Origin of the sequence: Arenibaculum sp. (genome assembly GCF_035998295.1) — a bacterium.
In the GTDB taxonomy this organism is placed as follows: Bacteria; Pseudomonadota; Alphaproteobacteria; order Azospirillales; family Azospirillaceae; genus DASYHS01.
The window spans coordinates 100,429-116,121 of the sequence record NZ_DASYHS010000083.1 but is presented as its reverse complement, the minus strand read 5'-3'; the positions used below and the strand labels follow the sequence as shown (position 1 = coordinate 116,121).

Here is a 15,693-nt window from a genome sequence, read left to right as displayed (position 1 = left end):
CGTCCTCAGTCCAGGCCTTCGGCCGCCATAGCCGCCCGGACCGTGGGCCGGCCGCGCACGCGCTCGACGAAGGCCGCCAGCAGCGGCCAGCGGTCGAGGCCGATGCCCGTCGGGACCGCCCAGCTGGACACCACGAAGAGATAGGCGTCCGCGACGGTGAACGTCTCGCCCAGGAGATAGGGGCGGCCGTCGCCGAGCACGCGCTCGACATGGTCGAAGCGGCGGCCGACATTCTCCGGGGCGGCCGCCTTCGCTTCCGCCGAGGCGGCGGGATGGAACAGGGGCGAGAACGCCTTGTGCAGCTCGGACGCGACGAAGTTCAGGTGCTCCTGGAGGCGGGCCCGGGCGACGGTCCCGACCGGTGGTGCCAGGTCGCGGGCGCCGTGCGCGTCGGCGATGTACTGGACGACCGCCGCCCCCTCGGTCAGGACCTCGCCGTCGGGCAGCCGGAGCGCCGGGACGTAGCCCTTCGGGTTCACCTGGCGGAAATCCTCGCCGTGCTCGGTCGTCTTGGTCGCGGCGTCGACGCGCTCCAGCTCGAACTGGGCCCCGATCTCGCGCAGGATGATGTGCGGGGACAGGGAGCATGCGCCGGGAGTGTAGTACAGCTTCATCGTGTCGGGTCCTCGTGGTGATCGGCGTGTTCGGACGCCGTGTCGATCGGTGGGACCACGCTACGGGGAGCGGTAACGTATGGAAACCCCGTATCTTGCGGTAACCGCCACTTTCGGGTAACCTCGCGGTAACCTGGAGGCCCGACCGATGCCGCTGAAGATCCGCAAGAACAAGGCGCCGCCGACGCTGCCGACATGCCCGCTGTCGGAGTGCATGACGCTGCTGGGCGGCGCGTGGACGCCCAACCTGATCTGGTACCTGAGCGCGGGGCCGAGGCGGTTCATGGAGCTTCGGGCCGACATGCCCGCGATCTCCGCCAAGGTGCTGAGCACGCGGCTGCGCGAGCTGGAGGGCAAGGGCGTCGTCACGCGGACGGTGATGCCGACGACGCCGCCCTCGGTGGAATACGCGCTGACGGAGCTCGGGCTGGAGCTGATGCCGGCGATCACGGCCATCGTCCAGGTCGGCCACAAGCTGAAGGCGCAGCAGGCCGACCGCGCCCGATCCGGCCGCGGGGCCCCCGCGCAGCCGGCCGAGGGGGCGAGCGCTTGAGCGTTTCCGGATAACCGGAAACGCTCGGGCCTGCTACTGCGAGGTCCAGCCGCCGTCCATCGGCAGCGCCGTGCCGGTCATCTGGGAGGCCGCGTCGGAGCACAGGAAGACCGCGAGCTGGCCGAGCTGGTCCGGCGTCACGAAGTTCCCGGAGGGCTGCTTCTCGCTCAGCAGCTCGCGCTTGGCATCCTCGGGCGACAGGCCGCGCCGCGCGGCCAGCGCGTCGATCTGCGCCTGGACCAGCGGCGTCAGCACCCAGCCCGGGCAGATCGCGTTGCAGGTGACGCCGGACTGGGCGGTCTCCAGCGCCACCACCTTGGTCAGGCCGACGACGCCGTGCTTGGCCGCGACATAGGCGGACTTCGCGGCGCTGGCCACGAGGCCGTGGGCCGAGGCGATGTTGACGATGCGGCCCCAGTCGCGCGCCTTCATCTGGGGCAGCGCGTAGCGGATGCCGTAGAAGACGCCGGACAGGTTGATCGAGACGATCTGCTGCCACTTCTCGATCGGGAACTCGTCCACCGGTGCTACGTGCTGGATGCCGGCGTTGTTCACGAGGATGTCGACCTTGCCGAGTTCCGAGGTCGCGTGGGCGACCATGGCCTCGACCTCCTCCGGCTTGCCGACGTCGGCGGCGTGGTGGGTGACGCGGATGCCGAACTCCTCGGCGAGCGCGGAGCGCAGCGCCGCGATCTGCGCCGGATCGCCGAACCCGTTCAACGCGATGTCCGCGCCCTGGGCCGCAAGCGCCCTGGCGATGCCGAGACCGATGCCGCTGGTCGATCCGGTGACGAGCGCGGTCCTGCCTTCGAGCATGTGGGTTCCTCCTTGCTCTCGCGATGCCCGGGAACCCGGTCGGGGCCCCTCCCCCGCTTCATATCGCCGATCGGCCCCGGAATCCACCGTGGCCCGCCCCGCCGCGGCTCAGCGGCGCAGGCGCTGGAGGATGCCGTCGATGACGGTGGCCGGCTCGGACGGCGCCTCGGCGGCGCGCCTCGACGCAGCCTCCCTGGCGGCGGCCTCCTTCGCGGCGGCTTCCTTCGCGGCGGCTTCCTTTGCCGCTGCGGCCTGCGCGGCGGCGCGCCTGGCCTTCTCCTTCTCCGCGGCCTCCTTCGCGGCGGCCTCTTTGGCCGCAGCCTCCTTCGCCGCCGCCGCCTTCGCGGCGGCTTCCCTGGCCGCGGCCTCCTCGGCGACGCGCCTGGCCTCGGCCTCCTCCGCCGCGCGCAAGACCGAGGTCCGCTCCTCGGCCCAGGCGACGAGGCCGTCGGACGTGACCTGCCGCTGCGGCCGGTCGGCGGCGCCGGCGAGCGCCAGGCCGAAGGACGGGGGCTCCCCCTCGGGGTCGATGCCGAGAGTGAGGTCGATGAGCCACTGGCCGAGGTCGACGGCGCCGCCGCCGGCCACCTGCGCGCCCGGCACGCTCAGCGCAAGCTCTTCCAGCCGCGCGACGCCGTCCTCGAAGCGGATGCCGGCCTGCAGGCTCTCGAACGGAGTGCCGCCCCCCGCGACCGCGTCGGCCAGCAGCGCGTCGACCGCCTGGGCCGGACCTTCAGCGCCGACCGTTCCGGACAGGCGCCCCTCCAGGCCGGCGAGGTCGATGCCGACGATCCGGCCGTCGCGCATCGACAGCGAGCCGGTGCCGTCCAGGGAGCGGACGAGGTCGGCCTCGCTCGCCCCGGCGGCCTGCAGCGCAAGCTCCAGGTCGAGGACGCCGGTGACGTCGACCCTGGCGTCCGCGGCACCGCCGGCGATGCCCTCGTCGATGGAAGCCCCGGCGAGCGCCAGGCGCAGCTCGATGCCGGCCCCGCCGTCCTCGCGCCCGGCCAGGGCGCCGGACAGGCTGAGCCGCCCGCCCTCGTACCCCGCCTCCAGGTCCTCGACCGCGAGCACGCCGTCGGACAGGTCGGCGCGCAGGGCCGCGTCCTCGATCCGCCGGCCGCCATGCTCGACCGAGCGCGCCTCGATCCCGAACCGGCCGTCGAGCGACCGGAGCCATCCGAGCGCGACCGGCTCGTCGGACCATGCCGCCTCCCCGCTCGCGATCGCCTGGGAGATCGGCAGCGGGATCTGCGGCAGCCGCGCGGTCGTCGACGGCGGCAGGAACCGGTCCAGCACGAGGTCGCCGACCTCCAGCTCGGCCATCACCGAGGGCCGCGCGTCCGCGAGGTCGACCGTCGCCTCACCGGCCAGCGACGTGGCGCCGACGCCGCCCTGGATCGCGGACAGGCTCAGCACCGTGTCGGAGCCCTGCACCTCGGCGTAGAGGTCGAAGGTGCCGGGATCGGCCGGGCGCCAGTCCGGGAACAGCGCCCGCGCGAGGTCGCGGGCGTCCTTCCAGGTTCCGCGCACCTTGAGGTCGTAGTTCGGCACCTGCGTCAGGCCCGAGACGGTGCCGCCCGCCTGGACCGTGCCGTTCGCGGCCCGCGTCTCGACCTCGACCGCCAGCCGGTCCGGGTTGCCGGCCACCCGGCCGGCCAGCCCGACCGCGCCGACCAGCTCGGCCGGCAGGACCGGATCGATGTCGAGGCCGCGATAGACCGGCGCCAGCGACGCCGCCGACATGTCGAAGGCGAGGTCGATGCCGTCGAGCTCCGCCAGGTCGGCGACCGAGCCGGAAAGCCCGACCGCCACCCCGGACAGGTCGGTGGCCGACAGCTCGCGCAGGGTCAGCGCGCCCTCGTTCAGCGTCGCGTCGACGCGCAGGCCCCTGGCCGGGACGCCGCCCAGGGTCAGATCCTCGGCCCGGGCGTCGAGATTGGCGTCGAACGCGCCGAGCGCGCCGCCGCGCAGCCCCGCCAGGACCGGCCGGTAGGCGTCGAGGTTCATCCGGTCGACGTCGAGCCTTATGCCGAAGCCGGGCCGGCCGCGGTCGGCATAGGCGACGGCGCCGGTCATCACGGTCGTGTCCACGCGCAGGTCCAGCCCGGAGACCTGGAAGGCGTCCGGCTGCCCCGATACCCGCCCCGCCAGCGAGAACTTGCGCAGCCGGTCCTCCGGCACGGCGCCGACTTCGAAGCGGAGCCATTCCAGGACGGCGCGCAGGTTCTCGGAGTTCGCTTCCGCCTGGAAGTCGAACACCGGCCGCCCGCCGTCTTCGGCGAGCGTCCCGGCCAGCGCCAGGTCGGACGCGCCCGGCAGCAGCGCCGCGGCCCGGTGCACCGTCAGGACGCCGTCGGCGAGGTTCGCCTCGACGCGGCCCTGGCGGATGATCCCGCCGCCGTAGTTGAGGGCGTCGACCGACAGCGCGAGCGTCGCCTCCACGCCCTGCGGCAGCGTCAGCTCGAACGGCCCGCCGCCTTCGGCGGTCGAGGCGGCCACGGCCGCCCAGGCGTCGAGGTCGAACCGGTTGAAGCCCAGCGAGATCTCGGCGCGGTCAGGCTCTCCGGGATGGATGCGGACGGTGCCGGTCCCGTGGGTGTCGCCGACCCGGCCCTCGATCGCGTTCAGCTCGACGAGCTGCATCGAGGCGTTGACGGCGGTGCGCAGGTTGAAGGGCTGGCCGACCAGCGCCGGCATCGCGTCGGCCGGGATCTGGCCGGCCGCCGTCAGCAGGGCGGCGGCCGGGCCGCGCAGGTCCGTCCCCTCCGCCTTGAGGTCGCCCTGCAGCCTGGGCGCCGATCCCGTGGTGACGATCCCCGCGAAGCGCAGCGCCGCGTCGGTGCCGGACAGGCCGACGGTGGTCCGCAGCGGCAAGGCGCCGCCCTCGCCGATCCGTCCGGCCGACATCTCGACCGCGAGCGGCACGCCGCGCGCGCTCAAGGTGCCCTGGATCTGGAACGGGCCGGCCAAGCTGCCGGCGACGACCGTCGCGTCGACGGATTCGAAGCGCTCCAGCGTGCCGGTCACCGCGTTGCGGTAGACGACCGTGCCGTCCTCGATCGAGACGCGGTCGAGGCTGACCGAGTCGAGCAGGCCGCGCTCGGCCATGCGGCGCGGCGCGGCCTCGGGGCCGGTCGCGAAATCCCAGTTGCGCCGCCCGTCCTCGAGCACTTCGAGCACGATCTCGGGCTGGACCAGAGTGATGCTGCGGACCTGGACCGTGCCGGACAGCAGCGGCATCAGCGCGACGCGCACGTCGAGCTGGCGCAGGCGCGCCATCTCGGCCTCCTGCGCGCCGGGGACGTTCGAGATGCGCGCGCCGGTCACCTTCAGGGTCGGCCGCGGCAGCAGCGCCAGGTCGATCTCGCCGTCCAGCGTCAACTGGCGGCCGGTCGCCTCGGTGACCCGCGCCGCGATCTCGTCGCGGTACCGGTTCCAGTCGACCAGGCTGGGCACCACGAGCACGGCGGCGACCGCGGCCACGAGGAGCACCGCCAATCCGATGAACAACTTCTTCACGCGACCTGCCGACTTCCAACCACCATGGTCCGATCCCCGTTCGAGCCGTTTGCGGCCCGGCCCGCCTGCGCTAAGCTAGAGAAGCAGAAAACGTTAATCAAACCACCATTGCTTCCGGCCCTATTTCCGGCGCGGCTGCGGCGAATTTGCGGCAGCGACACCGGCCGGTCGCACGAAAACCTGGAAGAGGCGCCATGGGCGACGTGATCAACCTGAACCGCTTCCGCAAGCAGCGCGCGAAAACCGAGCGCGAGGAGGAGGCCGCGCGCAACCGCGCGCGCTTCGGCCGAACCAAGGAAGAGAAGAAAAAGGAAAAGGATGAGCTCGCCCGGAAGAACCGCGACCTGGAAGGAAAGAAACTAGACGATTCAGTCTAGAGATATCCGGCGGAGCGCGATTTATTTTCAAGAGCGGGGCCTCTATACTGCCGGAACGAAATGCTCCGGCAGGGAGGCACCGATGGACGTTGCAGACGAAGCCGGCATGCCGGCCCGCGCGGGAGCGGGCGTGACGCCGGACGGCCTGCGCCTGGGCCGGGTCGGGCTCGACCGGCCCTGGGCCTGGCTGGCGGCGGGGTGGAAGGATTTCGCCCGCGCGCCGGGGATCAGCCTCGCCTATGGCGCGGCCCTGTCGGCGGCCGGCCTGCTGATGGCGTGGGCCCTGGCGGTGGCGGGGATGTTCTACCTGATCCTGCCGCTCGCCTGCGGCTTCATGCTCGTCGGCCCGCTGGTCGCCGTCGGCCTCTATGAGGTCAGCCGGCGGCTGGAGAACGGGTACCCGGTCTCCCTCGGCGCGGCGCTCGGGGCCTATGGCCGCAACGCGACCCAGATCGCGGCGATCGGGCTGGTGCTGATGCTGTTCCTGATGTTCTGGGTGCGGGTGGCGCTGCTGCTGTTCGCGCTGTTCTTCTCGCAGCAGCCGCCGGCGGACCTGCACATGTTCGTGGAGATGGTGTTCTTCTCCGCCTCCGGTCTGCCCTTCCTCGTCACCGGCACGCTGGTCGGCGCGGGCTTCGCCGCCGTCGCCTTCGCGATCGGCGCGGTGTCCCTGCCGATGCTGCTGGACCGGGACACGAACGTGGTCGAGGCGGTGGCCGTCAGCGTCGCCGCGGTGCTGCGCAACTGGCAGGCCATGGCCGGCTGGACCGGGCTGATCGTGCTGTTCACCGCGGCCGGGCTGGCGACGGGCTTCCTCGGCCTCGCGGTCGCGCTGCCGCTGGTGGCGCATGCCTCCTGGCACGCGTACCGCGACCTCGTGCCCCGGGGGAGCTGAACGGGCCCGGCGCGCCCATCCAGCCCTGGGCGAACCTTCGTCAGCCGGTCGGCTGCCTGCCGGTGAAGACCGCCAGTTGAGCGGCGAAGGCGCGCCTGTAGGCGGGCCGTGCCTCGCCGCGCGCGACATAGGCGCAGAGGGACGGATAGTCCTCGAGTATGCCCGTGCCCTCCAGCCTGCGCAGCACCGTCACCATCAGCAGGTCGGCGGCGCTGAACGCGCCGTCGAGCCAGTCGGCATCGCCGAGGCGGGCGGAGAGATCGTCCAGCCGCACGCGGATGCGCTCGTCGAGGATGGGCAGGCGCTCCTGGTACCAGGCCCTGTCGTTCTCCATCAGCATGGCGGCTTCGAGTTCGACGATCGGCGGCTCCACCGTGTTGAGCGCGGTGAACATCCAGGTGATCGCGCGCGCCCGGGCATTCGCATCGTCCGGCAGCAGGCCGGCGTGGCGCTGCGCGACGTGGAGTATGATCGCCCCCGATTCGAACAGGACGAGATCGCCCTCCTCATAGGTCGGGATCTGCCCGAAGGGATGAAGCGCGCGATGCGCGGGCTCCTTCATCTCCTTGAACGAGACGAGACGGACGTCGTAGCGCTGGCCGACTTCCTCGAACGCCCAGCGGACGCGCATGTCGCGCGCCTGTCCCGTGCCGTGGTCGGGTGACTCTTCGAAGGCGGTGATGGTGGGGATCATCGCAAAGCTCCTGGTGACTGCATGGCGCATCGAGCGCCGCGTCGTTGATTGCCGGTCCCGGCGGACCTACTCGCCCTTCACGGTCTCCGCCCAGCTCTTCGTGCCGCTCTCGCCGTCGAGGAAGGGCAAGGCCGTGCGAAAGACCTCGGGCGCCATGAAGGTCTCGTAGTGGGTCAGATCGGGCAGGATCGCGAGGCGGTTGCGGGACATGTGCTCACGCTGCCAGCCGGCATCCTTCAAGCCGCCGCCGAGCATCCGGTAGAACTCGACGACGTGCTCGGGCCGGACCATGTCGCCGTCGCCGTAGATCAGCATCACCGGCATCGAGAGCTTCCGGACCTGGGCCGAGTAGTCGTAGGGCTCGGCCATCAGCCGGCCCATCTCGTCGAGCAGCCTCGGGAACTCCCCGGGGTCGGGCGCCACGGCCACGTAGGAGCGGTACATCGGCGTGTCCTTCATGAACTCGGCCGCGGCGCCCGAAAGCTGTGCCTGCTGGGGAAGCATCTCGGGAAAGAAGCCGTCGCGGGCATAGGGCATGGAGACCAGCACCAGCCGGCGCACCTTCTCGGGCGCGCCCGCGGCCATGTGGAGCCCGGCCCAGGCACCGAAGGAATATCCCAGCACGTCCACCTGGTCGTAGCCGAGAGCCGCCGTCAACGCGGCCAGGTCGGCGCCGATGTCGGCCATCGCGATCGGGCGGTCGCCGAGCGGCGTGCGCCCGTGGCCGTGGAGGTCGACGGCGATCACCTCGCGGCCCTCGGTCAGCATCGGCAGGACCGGCGCGTACATGCCGGTCGAGCCGAGCCCGCCATGGAGCAGCAGGAGCGGTTCGCCCTCGCCGTGGATCTCGTAGTAGTAGTCGACGCCGCGGATCTCGTGACGGCCGGTCTTCCCGGCCTCGGCCTGCGCGGCGGCCTGCGTGGCGGCGGTCGCGCAAAGCGCGACGGCGGCAAGCGTCGCGCAAAGCATCGATTTCAGCATGGTGTCCCCTCGCCGCTCGCGCGGCTGCGTCGTCTCGTGGCAGGTCGGTCGATCCAAGGACGGTCGGGGATGCGCGCATCCGACCGTGCCTGCGAAAAAATTTCCCGGAGGGACGGCGCGCCGTGCTCCGGCTACCGGGCGGGCGCGGGGTAGCGCTTCCAGAAGCCCGGCCGGGGCTCGATCTGCTGGACGACGTCGACCAGCACTCCCGCCGGGTCGCGCGTCATGAAGCGGCGCTGCCCCCAGGCCTCGTCGGTCAGCCGATGCACCATCGGGGCACCCTCCGCGACGAGGCGGTCGAACATGGCGCGGGCATCGGCCACCTCGACCGTCAGGATCATGCCGCGGCCGTCGAAGGTCTCCGGGCCGGGAGGGTTCGACGGGTGGTCCGGATGCATGAAGGCCAGCGTCGCTCCCCGCGTGTCGCCGTCGGCAGGGCCGGACAGGTAGACGAACCAGCCCGCTTCGAACAGGACCTCGAATCCGAAATGCTTCACGTAGAAGTCGCGCGCCTCGAACAGGGCGGGCGTGGTGATCAGGGGGTAGAGGTCGCGTACGCGCACGCGTTCCTCGCTGCCCGGCGGCGCGGTCGGGTCGGCCGCGAAGGCGCTTGCGGCCGGGACCGCCGCCGAAAGCGACAGGGCGAGGACAAGCCTGCCGAGACGCGGGAAAGGTGAGTCGACCACGAGCTTATCCTCCATCTGCTTGGCGGAACGGGCACGCCGCCTCGGCGCGAACGCTGGCGTCGCGGCCGGGGACGGCGTGGGTTCCGGAAGTGGGGGGACGCTATTGCCGGCGGGCTCCGGCCCGCAACTACCTGGGAGGTAAGGGGTAGGCTAGCGGCCGGCCTGCCCCTTGGGGAACAGCCGGGTGACGTGGCCCATCTTGCGGCCGGGGCGCGCCTGCGCCTTGCCGTAGAGGTGCAGGCAGGCGCCCGGGGAGGCGGCCAGTTCGGGCCAGCGCTCGGCCTCCAGGCCGATCAGGTTGTCCATCACGGCGTCGCTGTGCGCCTCGGGCGCGCCGAGCGGCAGGCCGCAGACCGCGCGCACGAGCTGCTCGAACTGGCTGGTGGCGCAGGCGTCGATGGTCCAATGCCCGGAATTGTGCGGGCGGGGCGCCAGCTCGTTGACGAGGACCCTGCCGCCGCGCGTCACGAACATCTCGACCGCGAGCACGCCGACGAGGTCCAGCGCCTCGACCAGGCGGCGCGCGACCGCCTCCGCCTCGGCGAGGAGCGCCGGATCGAGCGAGGCCGGGGCGAGCGTCCGGGCGAGGATGCCGTCGCGGTGGCGGTTCTCGACGGCGGGATAGGCCGCGAGCGCCCCGTCCTGGCCGCGCGCGACGACGACGGACACCTCGCAGGCGAAGTCGACGAAGCCTTCCAGGACGCAGTCGACCCCGCCCAGCGCCGACCAGGCCGCGGCGACGTCGTCGCCGGGCGCCAGCCTGACCTGGCCCTTGCCGTCATAGCCCAGGCGCGCGGTCTTCAAGATTGCGGGCAGCCCCAGCTCGGACGCGGCGGCGACGGCCTCCGCGGCGCTGCCGGCCGGGCGCCAGGGCGCGGTCGCGACGCCCTGGCGGTTGACGAAGCCCTTCTCCAGCGCCCTGTCCTGGGTGACGGCGAGCACGCCGGCGCCGGGATGGACCGGGACCAGCCCGGCGAGGAAGGCGACGGTGTCGACGGGGATGTTCTCCCATTCCAGGGTGACGACGTCGCAGGCCTGCGCGAAGCGGGCCAGCGCGTCGCGGTCGTCGTAGCCGGCCACGGTCTGCGCCGCCGACACCTGGGCGCAGGGGCTGTCGGCCTCCGGCGTGAAGACATGGGTGCGGTAGCCGAGCCGGGCGGCGGCCATCGCCGTCATCCGGCCGAGCTGGCCGCCGCCGAGCATGCCGATGGTGCCGCCGGAGGCGACGGTGCGCCGCGCGCTCACGGTCCGTCCGCCGGCAGGAGTGCCACGGCGTCGGTCTGGCGCGCCCGCCAGGCATCGAGCCGGGCCGCGAGCGCCTCGTCGCCGAGCGCCAGCACCGCGGCGGCGAGCAGCGCCGCGTTGATCGCGCCCGGCTTGCCGATCGCGAGCGTGCCGACCGGTATCCCGCCCGGCATCTGGACGATCGACAGCAGGCTGTCCATCCCCTTGAGCGCCTTGCTTTCGACCGGGACGCCGAATACCGGCAGCGGCGTCATCGCCGCCGCCATCCCGGGCAGGTGCGCGGCACCGCCGGCGCCGGCGACGATCACCTTCAGGCCGCGCCCGCGGGCCGCGGCCGCGTAGTCGTACAGGCGGTGCGGCGTCCGGTGGGCGGAGACGATGCGCGCCTCGAAGGGGACGGCCAGTTCCGCGAGCACCTCGGCCGCGTGCCGCATGGTCTCCCAGTCGGACTGGCTGCCCATGATGATGCCGACGAGCGGCGATGGGGCGTCGGGGTCGTTGCTGGTAACGGCGCTGGTCACGGCGGGGCACCCGGTCGCGAGGAAAGCGCGGATTATAGGAATCCGCCCGCAGGGTTCAAGATCGGCGTCGGCCCGATTCGGGAATGCCGGCGGCGTTCACGCGATGATGTCCGGGAGCAGGCGGCTCTCGACGCGGGCGATCAGGTCCTTCAGCGCGAGCTTGCGCTTCTTCAGCCGCTGGAGCTGAAGCTGGTCGGATGCCGGCTGGTCGCCGAGCCGGGCGATGACGTCGTCGAGGTCGCGGTGCTCGCTTTTCAGCTCCGCTAGCTTCTGGCGAAGCAGGTCCTGTTCGTTCATTACCTCATGCGTCCTCGAGCACGATCACGGGGACTCGTTACCCGTGCGGGCGGTCTTATATCAGAAAACCGATGGTCCGGTGAGAGATTAGCTGCCCGGTTTCGGCGGGTACGCGTATTTTGGGTAGCGGACCGAAGGCGAACAGGAAGGCATCATGAGTAGCGAGAAGCGCATCGGCATCCTGACCAGCGGCGGCGACTGCGCCGGGCTCAACGCGGTGATCCGGGCCGCGGTGCACCGGGCGACCCTGACCTATGGCTGGCAGGTGGTCGGCATCCGCGAGGGCACGATGGGCCTGCTCGCGCGGCCGGTGCGCTACGACGTCCTCGACCTCGGCATGGTCAGCGGGACGATGATGCGCCTCGGCGGCACGATCCTGGGCACGACCAACAAGGGCGACCCCTTCGCCTTCCCGATGGCCGACGGCACCGTCAGGGACCGCAGCGTCGAGATCATCGGCGGCTACCGCGAGCTGGGCCTGGACGCGCTGATCGGCATCGGCGGCGACGGCAGCTTCGCGATCCTGCGCCGCCTCGCAGCACAGGGCGGCATCAACCTGGTCGGCATCCCCAAGACGATCGACAACGACGTGGGGCTGACGGAGACGGCGATCGGCTTCGACACCGCGGTCGCCGTCGCGACCGAGGCGCTGGACCGCCTGCAGCCGACCGCGGCCAGCCACGCCCGCGTCATGGTGCTGGAGGTGATGGGCCGGGACGCCGGCCACATCGCGGTCGCGGCCGGCATCGCCGGCGGCGCCGACGTGATCCTGATCCCGGAGATCCCGTACCGGATCGAGTCCGTCGCCGACAAGATCCGCCAGGTCCGCCAGCAGGGCCGCAACTTCGCGCTGGTCGTCGTCTCGGAGGCGGTGCGCACGGCCGACGGCAAGGAGCTGCAGCGCGAGTTCACCGGCGGCCAGAAGCGCTTCGGCGGGATCGGCGACTACATCGGCGAGCAGATCGCCGCCGCGACCGGGGCCGAGACCCGGGTCACCGTGCTCGGCCACGTGCAGCGCGGCAGCATGCCGAGCCCGCGCGACCGGCTGATCGCCTCGGCGTTCGGAGTGCATGCCGTCGACCTGATCGCCGCCGGCAAGTTCGACCGCATGGTCGCGTGGCAGAACCGGCAGGTGGTGGACGTGCCGCTGGAGGACGCGATCGCCGACTACAACGAGGTCGAGCTGGACGGCGCGCTGGTCCGCACCGCCCGCGGCCTCGGCATCTGCCTCGGCGACTGAGCCGTCGCGATGGACCGCGCCGGCGCGGATGCGGAGGGGCCCTGGCGCTTCGCGCTCGCGGTCTATGGCCGGCCGGGGGCCGCGCCGGCCTGCCTCGACCTGCAGAACCGCCGCGGCGCCGACGTGGTCCTGGTGCTGTTCGCGCTGTGGGCGGGAGCCGCCTGCGCGACCCGGCTGGACCCGGGCCGGCTCTCGGCGCTGCGGTCGCTGGCCGGGCCCTGGGCGGCCGAGGTGGTCGAGCCGCTGAGGACCGTCCGCCGGCGCCTGAAGGAGGGCCCGCCCCCGGCCCCGGGCGCCGCGAGCGCCGCGCTGCGCCGGCGCCTGCAGGAAATCGAGATCGAGGCCGAGCGGATCGAGCTGGACGCGCTGCACCAGCGCTGTCCGCTGGACCGCGCCGCCCGGCCGGACGGCGACGCCGCCCGCGCCAACCTGGAAGCCCTGTGCGCGCCGCACGCGGACGCGGACCGTGCCGCCATCGACCTGCTGGTCGAGGCGGCGCTCGCCGCGGCGCAGGAAGGTGCTGCCTGAGCCCGGGTCAGCGCCCCTGGTCGGGCTGCCCCTGGTCGGGCTGCCCCTGGTCCAGTTGGAAGAGGGCGCGCGCGAGGTCGTCGTGCTGGAAGGGCTTGCGCAGGATCGGCGTCTGGCCGCTTTCCCAGTCGACCTGGCCGTAGCCGGTCGCGAACAGGAAGGGAATGCCGCGCTCGCGCAGGACCTCGGCGACCGGCTGCACCGACCGGCCGCGCAGGTTGACGTCCAGTATGGCCATGTCGATGTCTTCGGAACTGGCGAGCCGGATCGCGTCGGTGAGCGTCGTCGCGACGCCGACCGGCACGCAGCCGAGATCGGCCAGGATGCGCTCGGCCATCAGGGCCAGCGTCGTCTCGTCCTCGACGACGAGGACCCGCCGGCCGTCGAGCCGCCGGGCGGCGGGCACGGCCGGCCGGGGCTCGGCCGGGGCGACGTCGCGCGGGAAGGTCAGCAGCCGGGCCGGCAGGCGCAGGGTCAGGCGCAGGCCCTCCGGCCGCCACTCGGTCTCGATCCGGCCGCCGAGATGGCGCACGTTGCGCTCCACCAGCGTGCTGCCGAAGCCGTGGCGGGCCGGAGCGGCGCAGTCCGGCCCGCCGCTCTCGTCCCAGGACAGCTCGAGCCCGGAGGTGGTGGGATCGCGCTTCCAGGAGATGCGGACCTTTCCGGTCGCCGCCGCCAGCGCGCCGTACTTGGCCGCGTTGGTCGCGAGCTCGTGGAAGATCATGCCGAGGGGCTGGACCGCGTCCGGCACCAGCCAGGCCGCAGGCCCGTCCAGGGCGACGCTCTCCCGCTCGCCCGAGCCGTAGGGGGCCAGTTCCGTCTCCAGCAGCGAGGTCAGCTCGACCCCGCTCCACTGGGCCTTGGCGAGCAGCGTGTGGGTCCGGGCCAGCGCCGCGACCCGCCCCTCCACCGCGCTCACGAACCCTTCCTGCGTCTCGGCCCGCGTGAGGCGGACCAGTGCCTGCACCACCGCCAGCGCGTTCTTCGCCCTGTGGTCGACCTCGCGCATCAGCAGGCGCTGGCGCTCGTCCGCCGCCCGGCGCTCCGAGACGTCCAGGCAGACCGCGACGATGCCCCTGGGCTCGCCGTCGCCCCCGCGGACGATGGTCACGTTGTTGTGGACCCACACGATCCTGCCGTCCGGCCGGACGTAGCGCTTCTCGATCGCGAAGGGGGCGCCGGTCTCCACCGACCTGGCGATCATCTCCACGTTGCGGGGCACGTCGTCGGGATGGGTGACGTCCTGCACGCCCAGGCCGATCAGCTCCGCGCGCGAGCGGCCCACCAGCTCGCAGTAGCGGTCGTTCACGAGGACGAACCTGCCGTCGAGATCGGTCTGGGCGAGGCCGACCGTCGCCTGCTCGAAGATGGCGGAAAGCTGGGCTTCCCGCTCGCTGAGCGAGCGCTCGGCGCGCTTGCGCTCCGTCACGTCCTCGACGATCGAGATGCGGTGCAGCCCCGCGTCGTTGCCCGCGAGCGACGAGGTCACGCGGATCCAGACCGGGCTGCCGTCCTTGCGCAGGTACCGCTTGTCGATCGCGTAGCTGTCGATCTCGCCCGTCAGCAGGCGCGCCAGCAGCCGGTCCAGCTCGCCGCGGTCGTCGGGATGGGTCAGGTCGCGCGAGGCCCGGCCGATGATCTCGTCCCGCTCGTAGCCCAGCATCGCGCAGAGGCGGCCGTTCGCGTCGATGATCCGGCCGTCGAGCGACAGCCACTCGACGCCGACGGCGGCCTGCTCGAAGACGGCGCGGTAGCGCGCCTCGCTCTTGCGCAGCGCCGCTTCCGAACGCCGGCGCTCGGTCAGGTCGAGGATGACGCAGATGAAGCGCTCGCCCCGGCCGGGGAGCGGCGTGAACGCGATCTGAACCGGGACGACGCTTCCGTCCGCGTGCAGGTACTCCTTCTCGAACGGCCGGCACGCACCCTGCCGCAGCGCGTCGGCGATCGCGGCGTCGTCCCGGTCCAGGAGATGGGGCGGCGTCAGTTCCCGCCAGTTCAGCCGGCCGGCATCCAGGTCGCGGCGGTCGCGGCCGATGAGGGACAGGAACGCCTCGTTCGCTTCGAGGATCCCGCCGGCGGCATCCGAGACCATGATGCCGACGATGTTCGATTCGACCAGCCGGCGCAGGCCGGTCTCGCTGTGGCGCAGGGCCGCCTCGAGCGCCCTGTCGCGGGTCAGGTCGTGGATCACGGCGCCGATGCCGTCGCCCAGCGGGAAGAGGCGCGCGCTCACCCGGATCGAGGGGTCGACGCGCGAGTCGAACTCGATCTCGAGCTCGCGGCGCTCCTGCATGGCCTTGCGGTACTCGCGCTCCAGCTCCCCGTCCAGGACGCCCGGCAGCGCGTCGCGGATGTCGCGGCCCAGCACCTCGGCCCGGCCGACGCCGAAATGGCGCTCGCAGGCGGCGTTGAACGCGACGAAGCGCCAGTTCGCGTCGAGCGCGTAGGCCGCGTCGCGCATCCGGTCGAGCAGCGCCTGCGCGAAGTCGCTGCCGGCCGCCTGGGGGGCTGCCTGCGTTTCCGGCGACAGGATGGAGGAGCCAGTGGTCATGCCTCAGCCTATAGCACCGACGGCCGGAGGGCCACCGTCCGGCCGGCCGCCCGCGCGGATGCGGACGCCGTGGATGGTGCCGGAGGTGCCGCCGATGCCGACCATGAAGCGCCGAGGGTGGCTCATGTCAGAACATCTAGTACGATGGGGGTCCGACGTCCACGCACGGAGGA

The 15,693-nt window shown here is 72.4% G+C and carries 16 protein-coding genes; 5 read left to right on the top strand and 11 right to left on the bottom strand.

The genetic code is table 11. The features are described from left to right. Positions 1–5 precede the first annotated feature (5 nt). Complete coding sequence (gene gstA / locus VGO20_RS09665; RefSeq protein WP_327502118.1) at positions 6–614, bottom strand: glutathione transferase GstA; 609 nt, start codon at positions 612–614, stop codon at positions 6–8. A gap of 148 nt (positions 615–762) precedes the next feature. On the opposite strand from gstA, the gene VGO20_RS09660 reads away from it, so the two are divergent. After that, entirely contained in the window at positions 763–1,167 is a 405-nt protein-coding gene (locus VGO20_RS09660; RefSeq protein ID WP_327502117.1) for a winged helix-turn-helix transcriptional regulator, read from the top strand. 33 nt (positions 1,168–1,200) lie between these two features. On the opposite strand, the gene VGO20_RS09655 is transcribed toward VGO20_RS09660, so the two are convergent. Together VGO20_RS09655 and VGO20_RS09650 are read right to left on the bottom strand one after the other, a co-directional pair. Continuing rightward, positions 1,201–1,983, bottom strand: a complete 783-nt coding sequence (locus VGO20_RS09655) for a 3-hydroxybutyrate dehydrogenase (protein ID WP_327502116.1) — start codon at positions 1,981–1,983, stop codon at positions 1,201–1,203. 108 nt (positions 1,984–2,091) lie between these two features. After that, entirely contained in the window at positions 2,092–5,505 is a 3,414-nt protein-coding gene (locus tag VGO20_RS09650) for an AsmA family protein (RefSeq protein WP_327502115.1), read from the bottom strand. Between the two features lie 194 nt (positions 5,506–5,699). Between VGO20_RS09650 and VGO20_RS09645 the strand changes: the two genes are divergently transcribed. Together VGO20_RS09645 and VGO20_RS09640 are read left to right on the top strand one after the other, a co-directional pair. Beyond that, entirely contained in the window at positions 5,700–5,882 is a 183-nt protein-coding gene (locus VGO20_RS09645) for a DUF4169 family protein (RefSeq protein WP_327502114.1), read from the top strand. Between the two features lie 82 nt (positions 5,883–5,964). Beyond that, positions 5,965–6,777 (top strand): DUF2189 domain-containing protein, encoded by an 813-nt coding sequence (locus tag VGO20_RS09640; RefSeq protein ID WP_327502113.1) that lies wholly within the window; start codon positions 5,965–5,967, stop codon positions 6,775–6,777. 40 nt (positions 6,778–6,817) lie between these two features. Here VGO20_RS09640 and VGO20_RS09635 read toward each other — a convergent pair whose 3' ends face one another. The 6 genes from VGO20_RS09635 to VGO20_RS09610 form a co-directional block, all read right to left on the bottom strand. Beyond that, positions 6,818–7,471: a glutathione S-transferase family protein gene (locus VGO20_RS09635; protein WP_327502112.1), complete on the bottom strand. Its 654-nt coding sequence runs from the start codon at positions 7,469–7,471 to the stop codon at positions 6,818–6,820. A gap of 66 nt (positions 7,472–7,537) precedes the next feature. Further along, entirely contained in the window at positions 7,538–8,452 is a 915-nt protein-coding gene (locus tag VGO20_RS09630) for an alpha/beta fold hydrolase (protein WP_327502111.1), read from the bottom strand. Between the two features lie 131 nt (positions 8,453–8,583). Beyond that, positions 8,584–9,138, bottom strand: coding sequence for a VOC family protein (locus tag VGO20_RS09625; protein ID WP_327502110.1), 555 nt, complete (start codon positions 9,136–9,138; stop codon positions 8,584–8,586). 150 nt (positions 9,139–9,288) lie between these two features. After that, on the bottom strand, positions 9,289–10,383 hold the full coding sequence (locus VGO20_RS09620; RefSeq protein WP_327502109.1) for a 5-(carboxyamino)imidazole ribonucleotide synthase: 1,095 nt from the start codon (positions 10,381–10,383) through the stop codon (positions 9,289–9,291). Beyond that, the gene (gene purE / locus VGO20_RS09615; protein ID WP_327502137.1) at positions 10,380–10,844 is read right to left on the bottom strand and encodes a 5-(carboxyamino)imidazole ribonucleotide mutase; all 465 of its coding nucleotides are present in this window, start codon (positions 10,842–10,844) and stop codon (positions 10,380–10,382) included. Before purE ends, VGO20_RS09620 begins: the two co-directional genes overlap by 4 nt. Before the next feature lie 156 nt (positions 10,845–11,000). Further along, positions 11,001–11,201 carry a YdcH family protein gene (locus tag VGO20_RS09610; protein ID WP_327502108.1) on the bottom strand — a complete coding sequence of 67 codons (201 nt, stop codon included), beginning with the start codon at positions 11,199–11,201 and terminating at the stop codon, positions 11,001–11,003. Positions 11,202–11,355: 154 nt separating this feature from the next. Here VGO20_RS09610 and VGO20_RS09605 point away from each other — a divergent pair, with 154 nt between their 5' ends. After that, a complete protein-coding gene (locus VGO20_RS09605) occupies positions 11,356–12,441 on the top strand; it encodes an ATP-dependent 6-phosphofructokinase (RefSeq protein ID WP_327502107.1) in 1,086 nt (361 codons plus the stop codon). Between the two features lie 9 nt (positions 12,442–12,450). Further along, entirely contained in the window at positions 12,451–12,969 is a 519-nt protein-coding gene (locus VGO20_RS09600) for a TIGR02444 family protein (RefSeq protein WP_327502106.1), read from the top strand. Positions 12,970–12,976: 7 nt separating this feature from the next. On the opposite strand, the gene VGO20_RS09595 is transcribed toward VGO20_RS09600, so the two are convergent. Both VGO20_RS09595 and VGO20_RS09590 read right to left on the bottom strand, forming a co-directional pair. Next, positions 12,977–15,520, bottom strand: a complete 2,544-nt coding sequence (locus VGO20_RS09595; RefSeq protein ID WP_327502105.1) for a PAS domain S-box protein — start codon at positions 15,518–15,520, stop codon at positions 12,977–12,979. Between the two features lie 3 nt (positions 15,521–15,523). Further along, entirely contained in the window at positions 15,524–15,646 is a 123-nt protein-coding gene (locus VGO20_RS09590; RefSeq protein ID WP_327502104.1) for a hypothetical protein, read from the bottom strand. Positions 15,647–15,693 lie beyond the last annotated feature (47 nt).

Bases quoted from the DNA above. Each gene is read 5' to 3' on its own strand.
- gstA (WP_327502118.1), bottom strand. From the start codon at position 614: ATGAAGCTGTACTACACTCCCGGCGCATGCTCCCTGTCCCCGCACATC.
- VGO20_RS09660 (WP_327502117.1), top strand. From the start codon at position 763: ATGCCGCTGAAGATCCGCAAGAACAAGGCGCCGCCGACGCTGCCGACA.
- VGO20_RS09655 (WP_327502116.1), bottom strand. From the start codon at position 1,983: ATGCTCGAAGGCAGGACCGCGCTCGTCACCGGATCGACCAGCGGCATC.
- VGO20_RS09645 (WP_327502114.1), top strand. From the start codon at position 5,700: ATGGGCGACGTGATCAACCTGAACCGCTTCCGCAAGCAGCGCGCGAAA.
- VGO20_RS09640 (WP_327502113.1), top strand. From the start codon at position 5,965: ATGGACGTTGCAGACGAAGCCGGCATGCCGGCCCGCGCGGGAGCGGGC.
- VGO20_RS09635 (WP_327502112.1), bottom strand. From the start codon at position 7,471: ATGATCCCCACCATCACCGCCTTCGAAGAGTCACCCGACCACGGCACG.
- VGO20_RS09630 (WP_327502111.1), bottom strand. From the start codon at position 8,452: ATGCTGAAATCGATGCTTTGCGCGACGCTTGCCGCCGTCGCGCTTTGC.
- purE (WP_327502137.1), bottom strand. From the start codon at position 10,844: ATGGGCAGCCAGTCCGACTGGGAGACCATGCGGCACGCGGCCGAGGTG.
- VGO20_RS09610 (WP_327502108.1), bottom strand. From the start codon at position 11,201: ATGAACGAACAGGACCTGCTTCGCCAGAAGCTAGCGGAGCTGAAAAGC.
- VGO20_RS09605 (WP_327502107.1), top strand. From the start codon at position 11,356: ATGAGTAGCGAGAAGCGCATCGGCATCCTGACCAGCGGCGGCGACTGC.
- VGO20_RS09600 (WP_327502106.1), top strand. From the start codon at position 12,451: ATGGACCGCGCCGGCGCGGATGCGGAGGGGCCCTGGCGCTTCGCGCTC.
- VGO20_RS09595 (WP_327502105.1), bottom strand. From the start codon at position 15,520: ATGACCACTGGCTCCTCCATCCTGTCGCCGGAAACGCAGGCAGCCCCC.
- VGO20_RS09590 (WP_327502104.1), bottom strand. From the start codon at position 15,646: ATGAGCCACCCTCGGCGCTTCATGGTCGGCATCGGCGGCACCTCCGGC.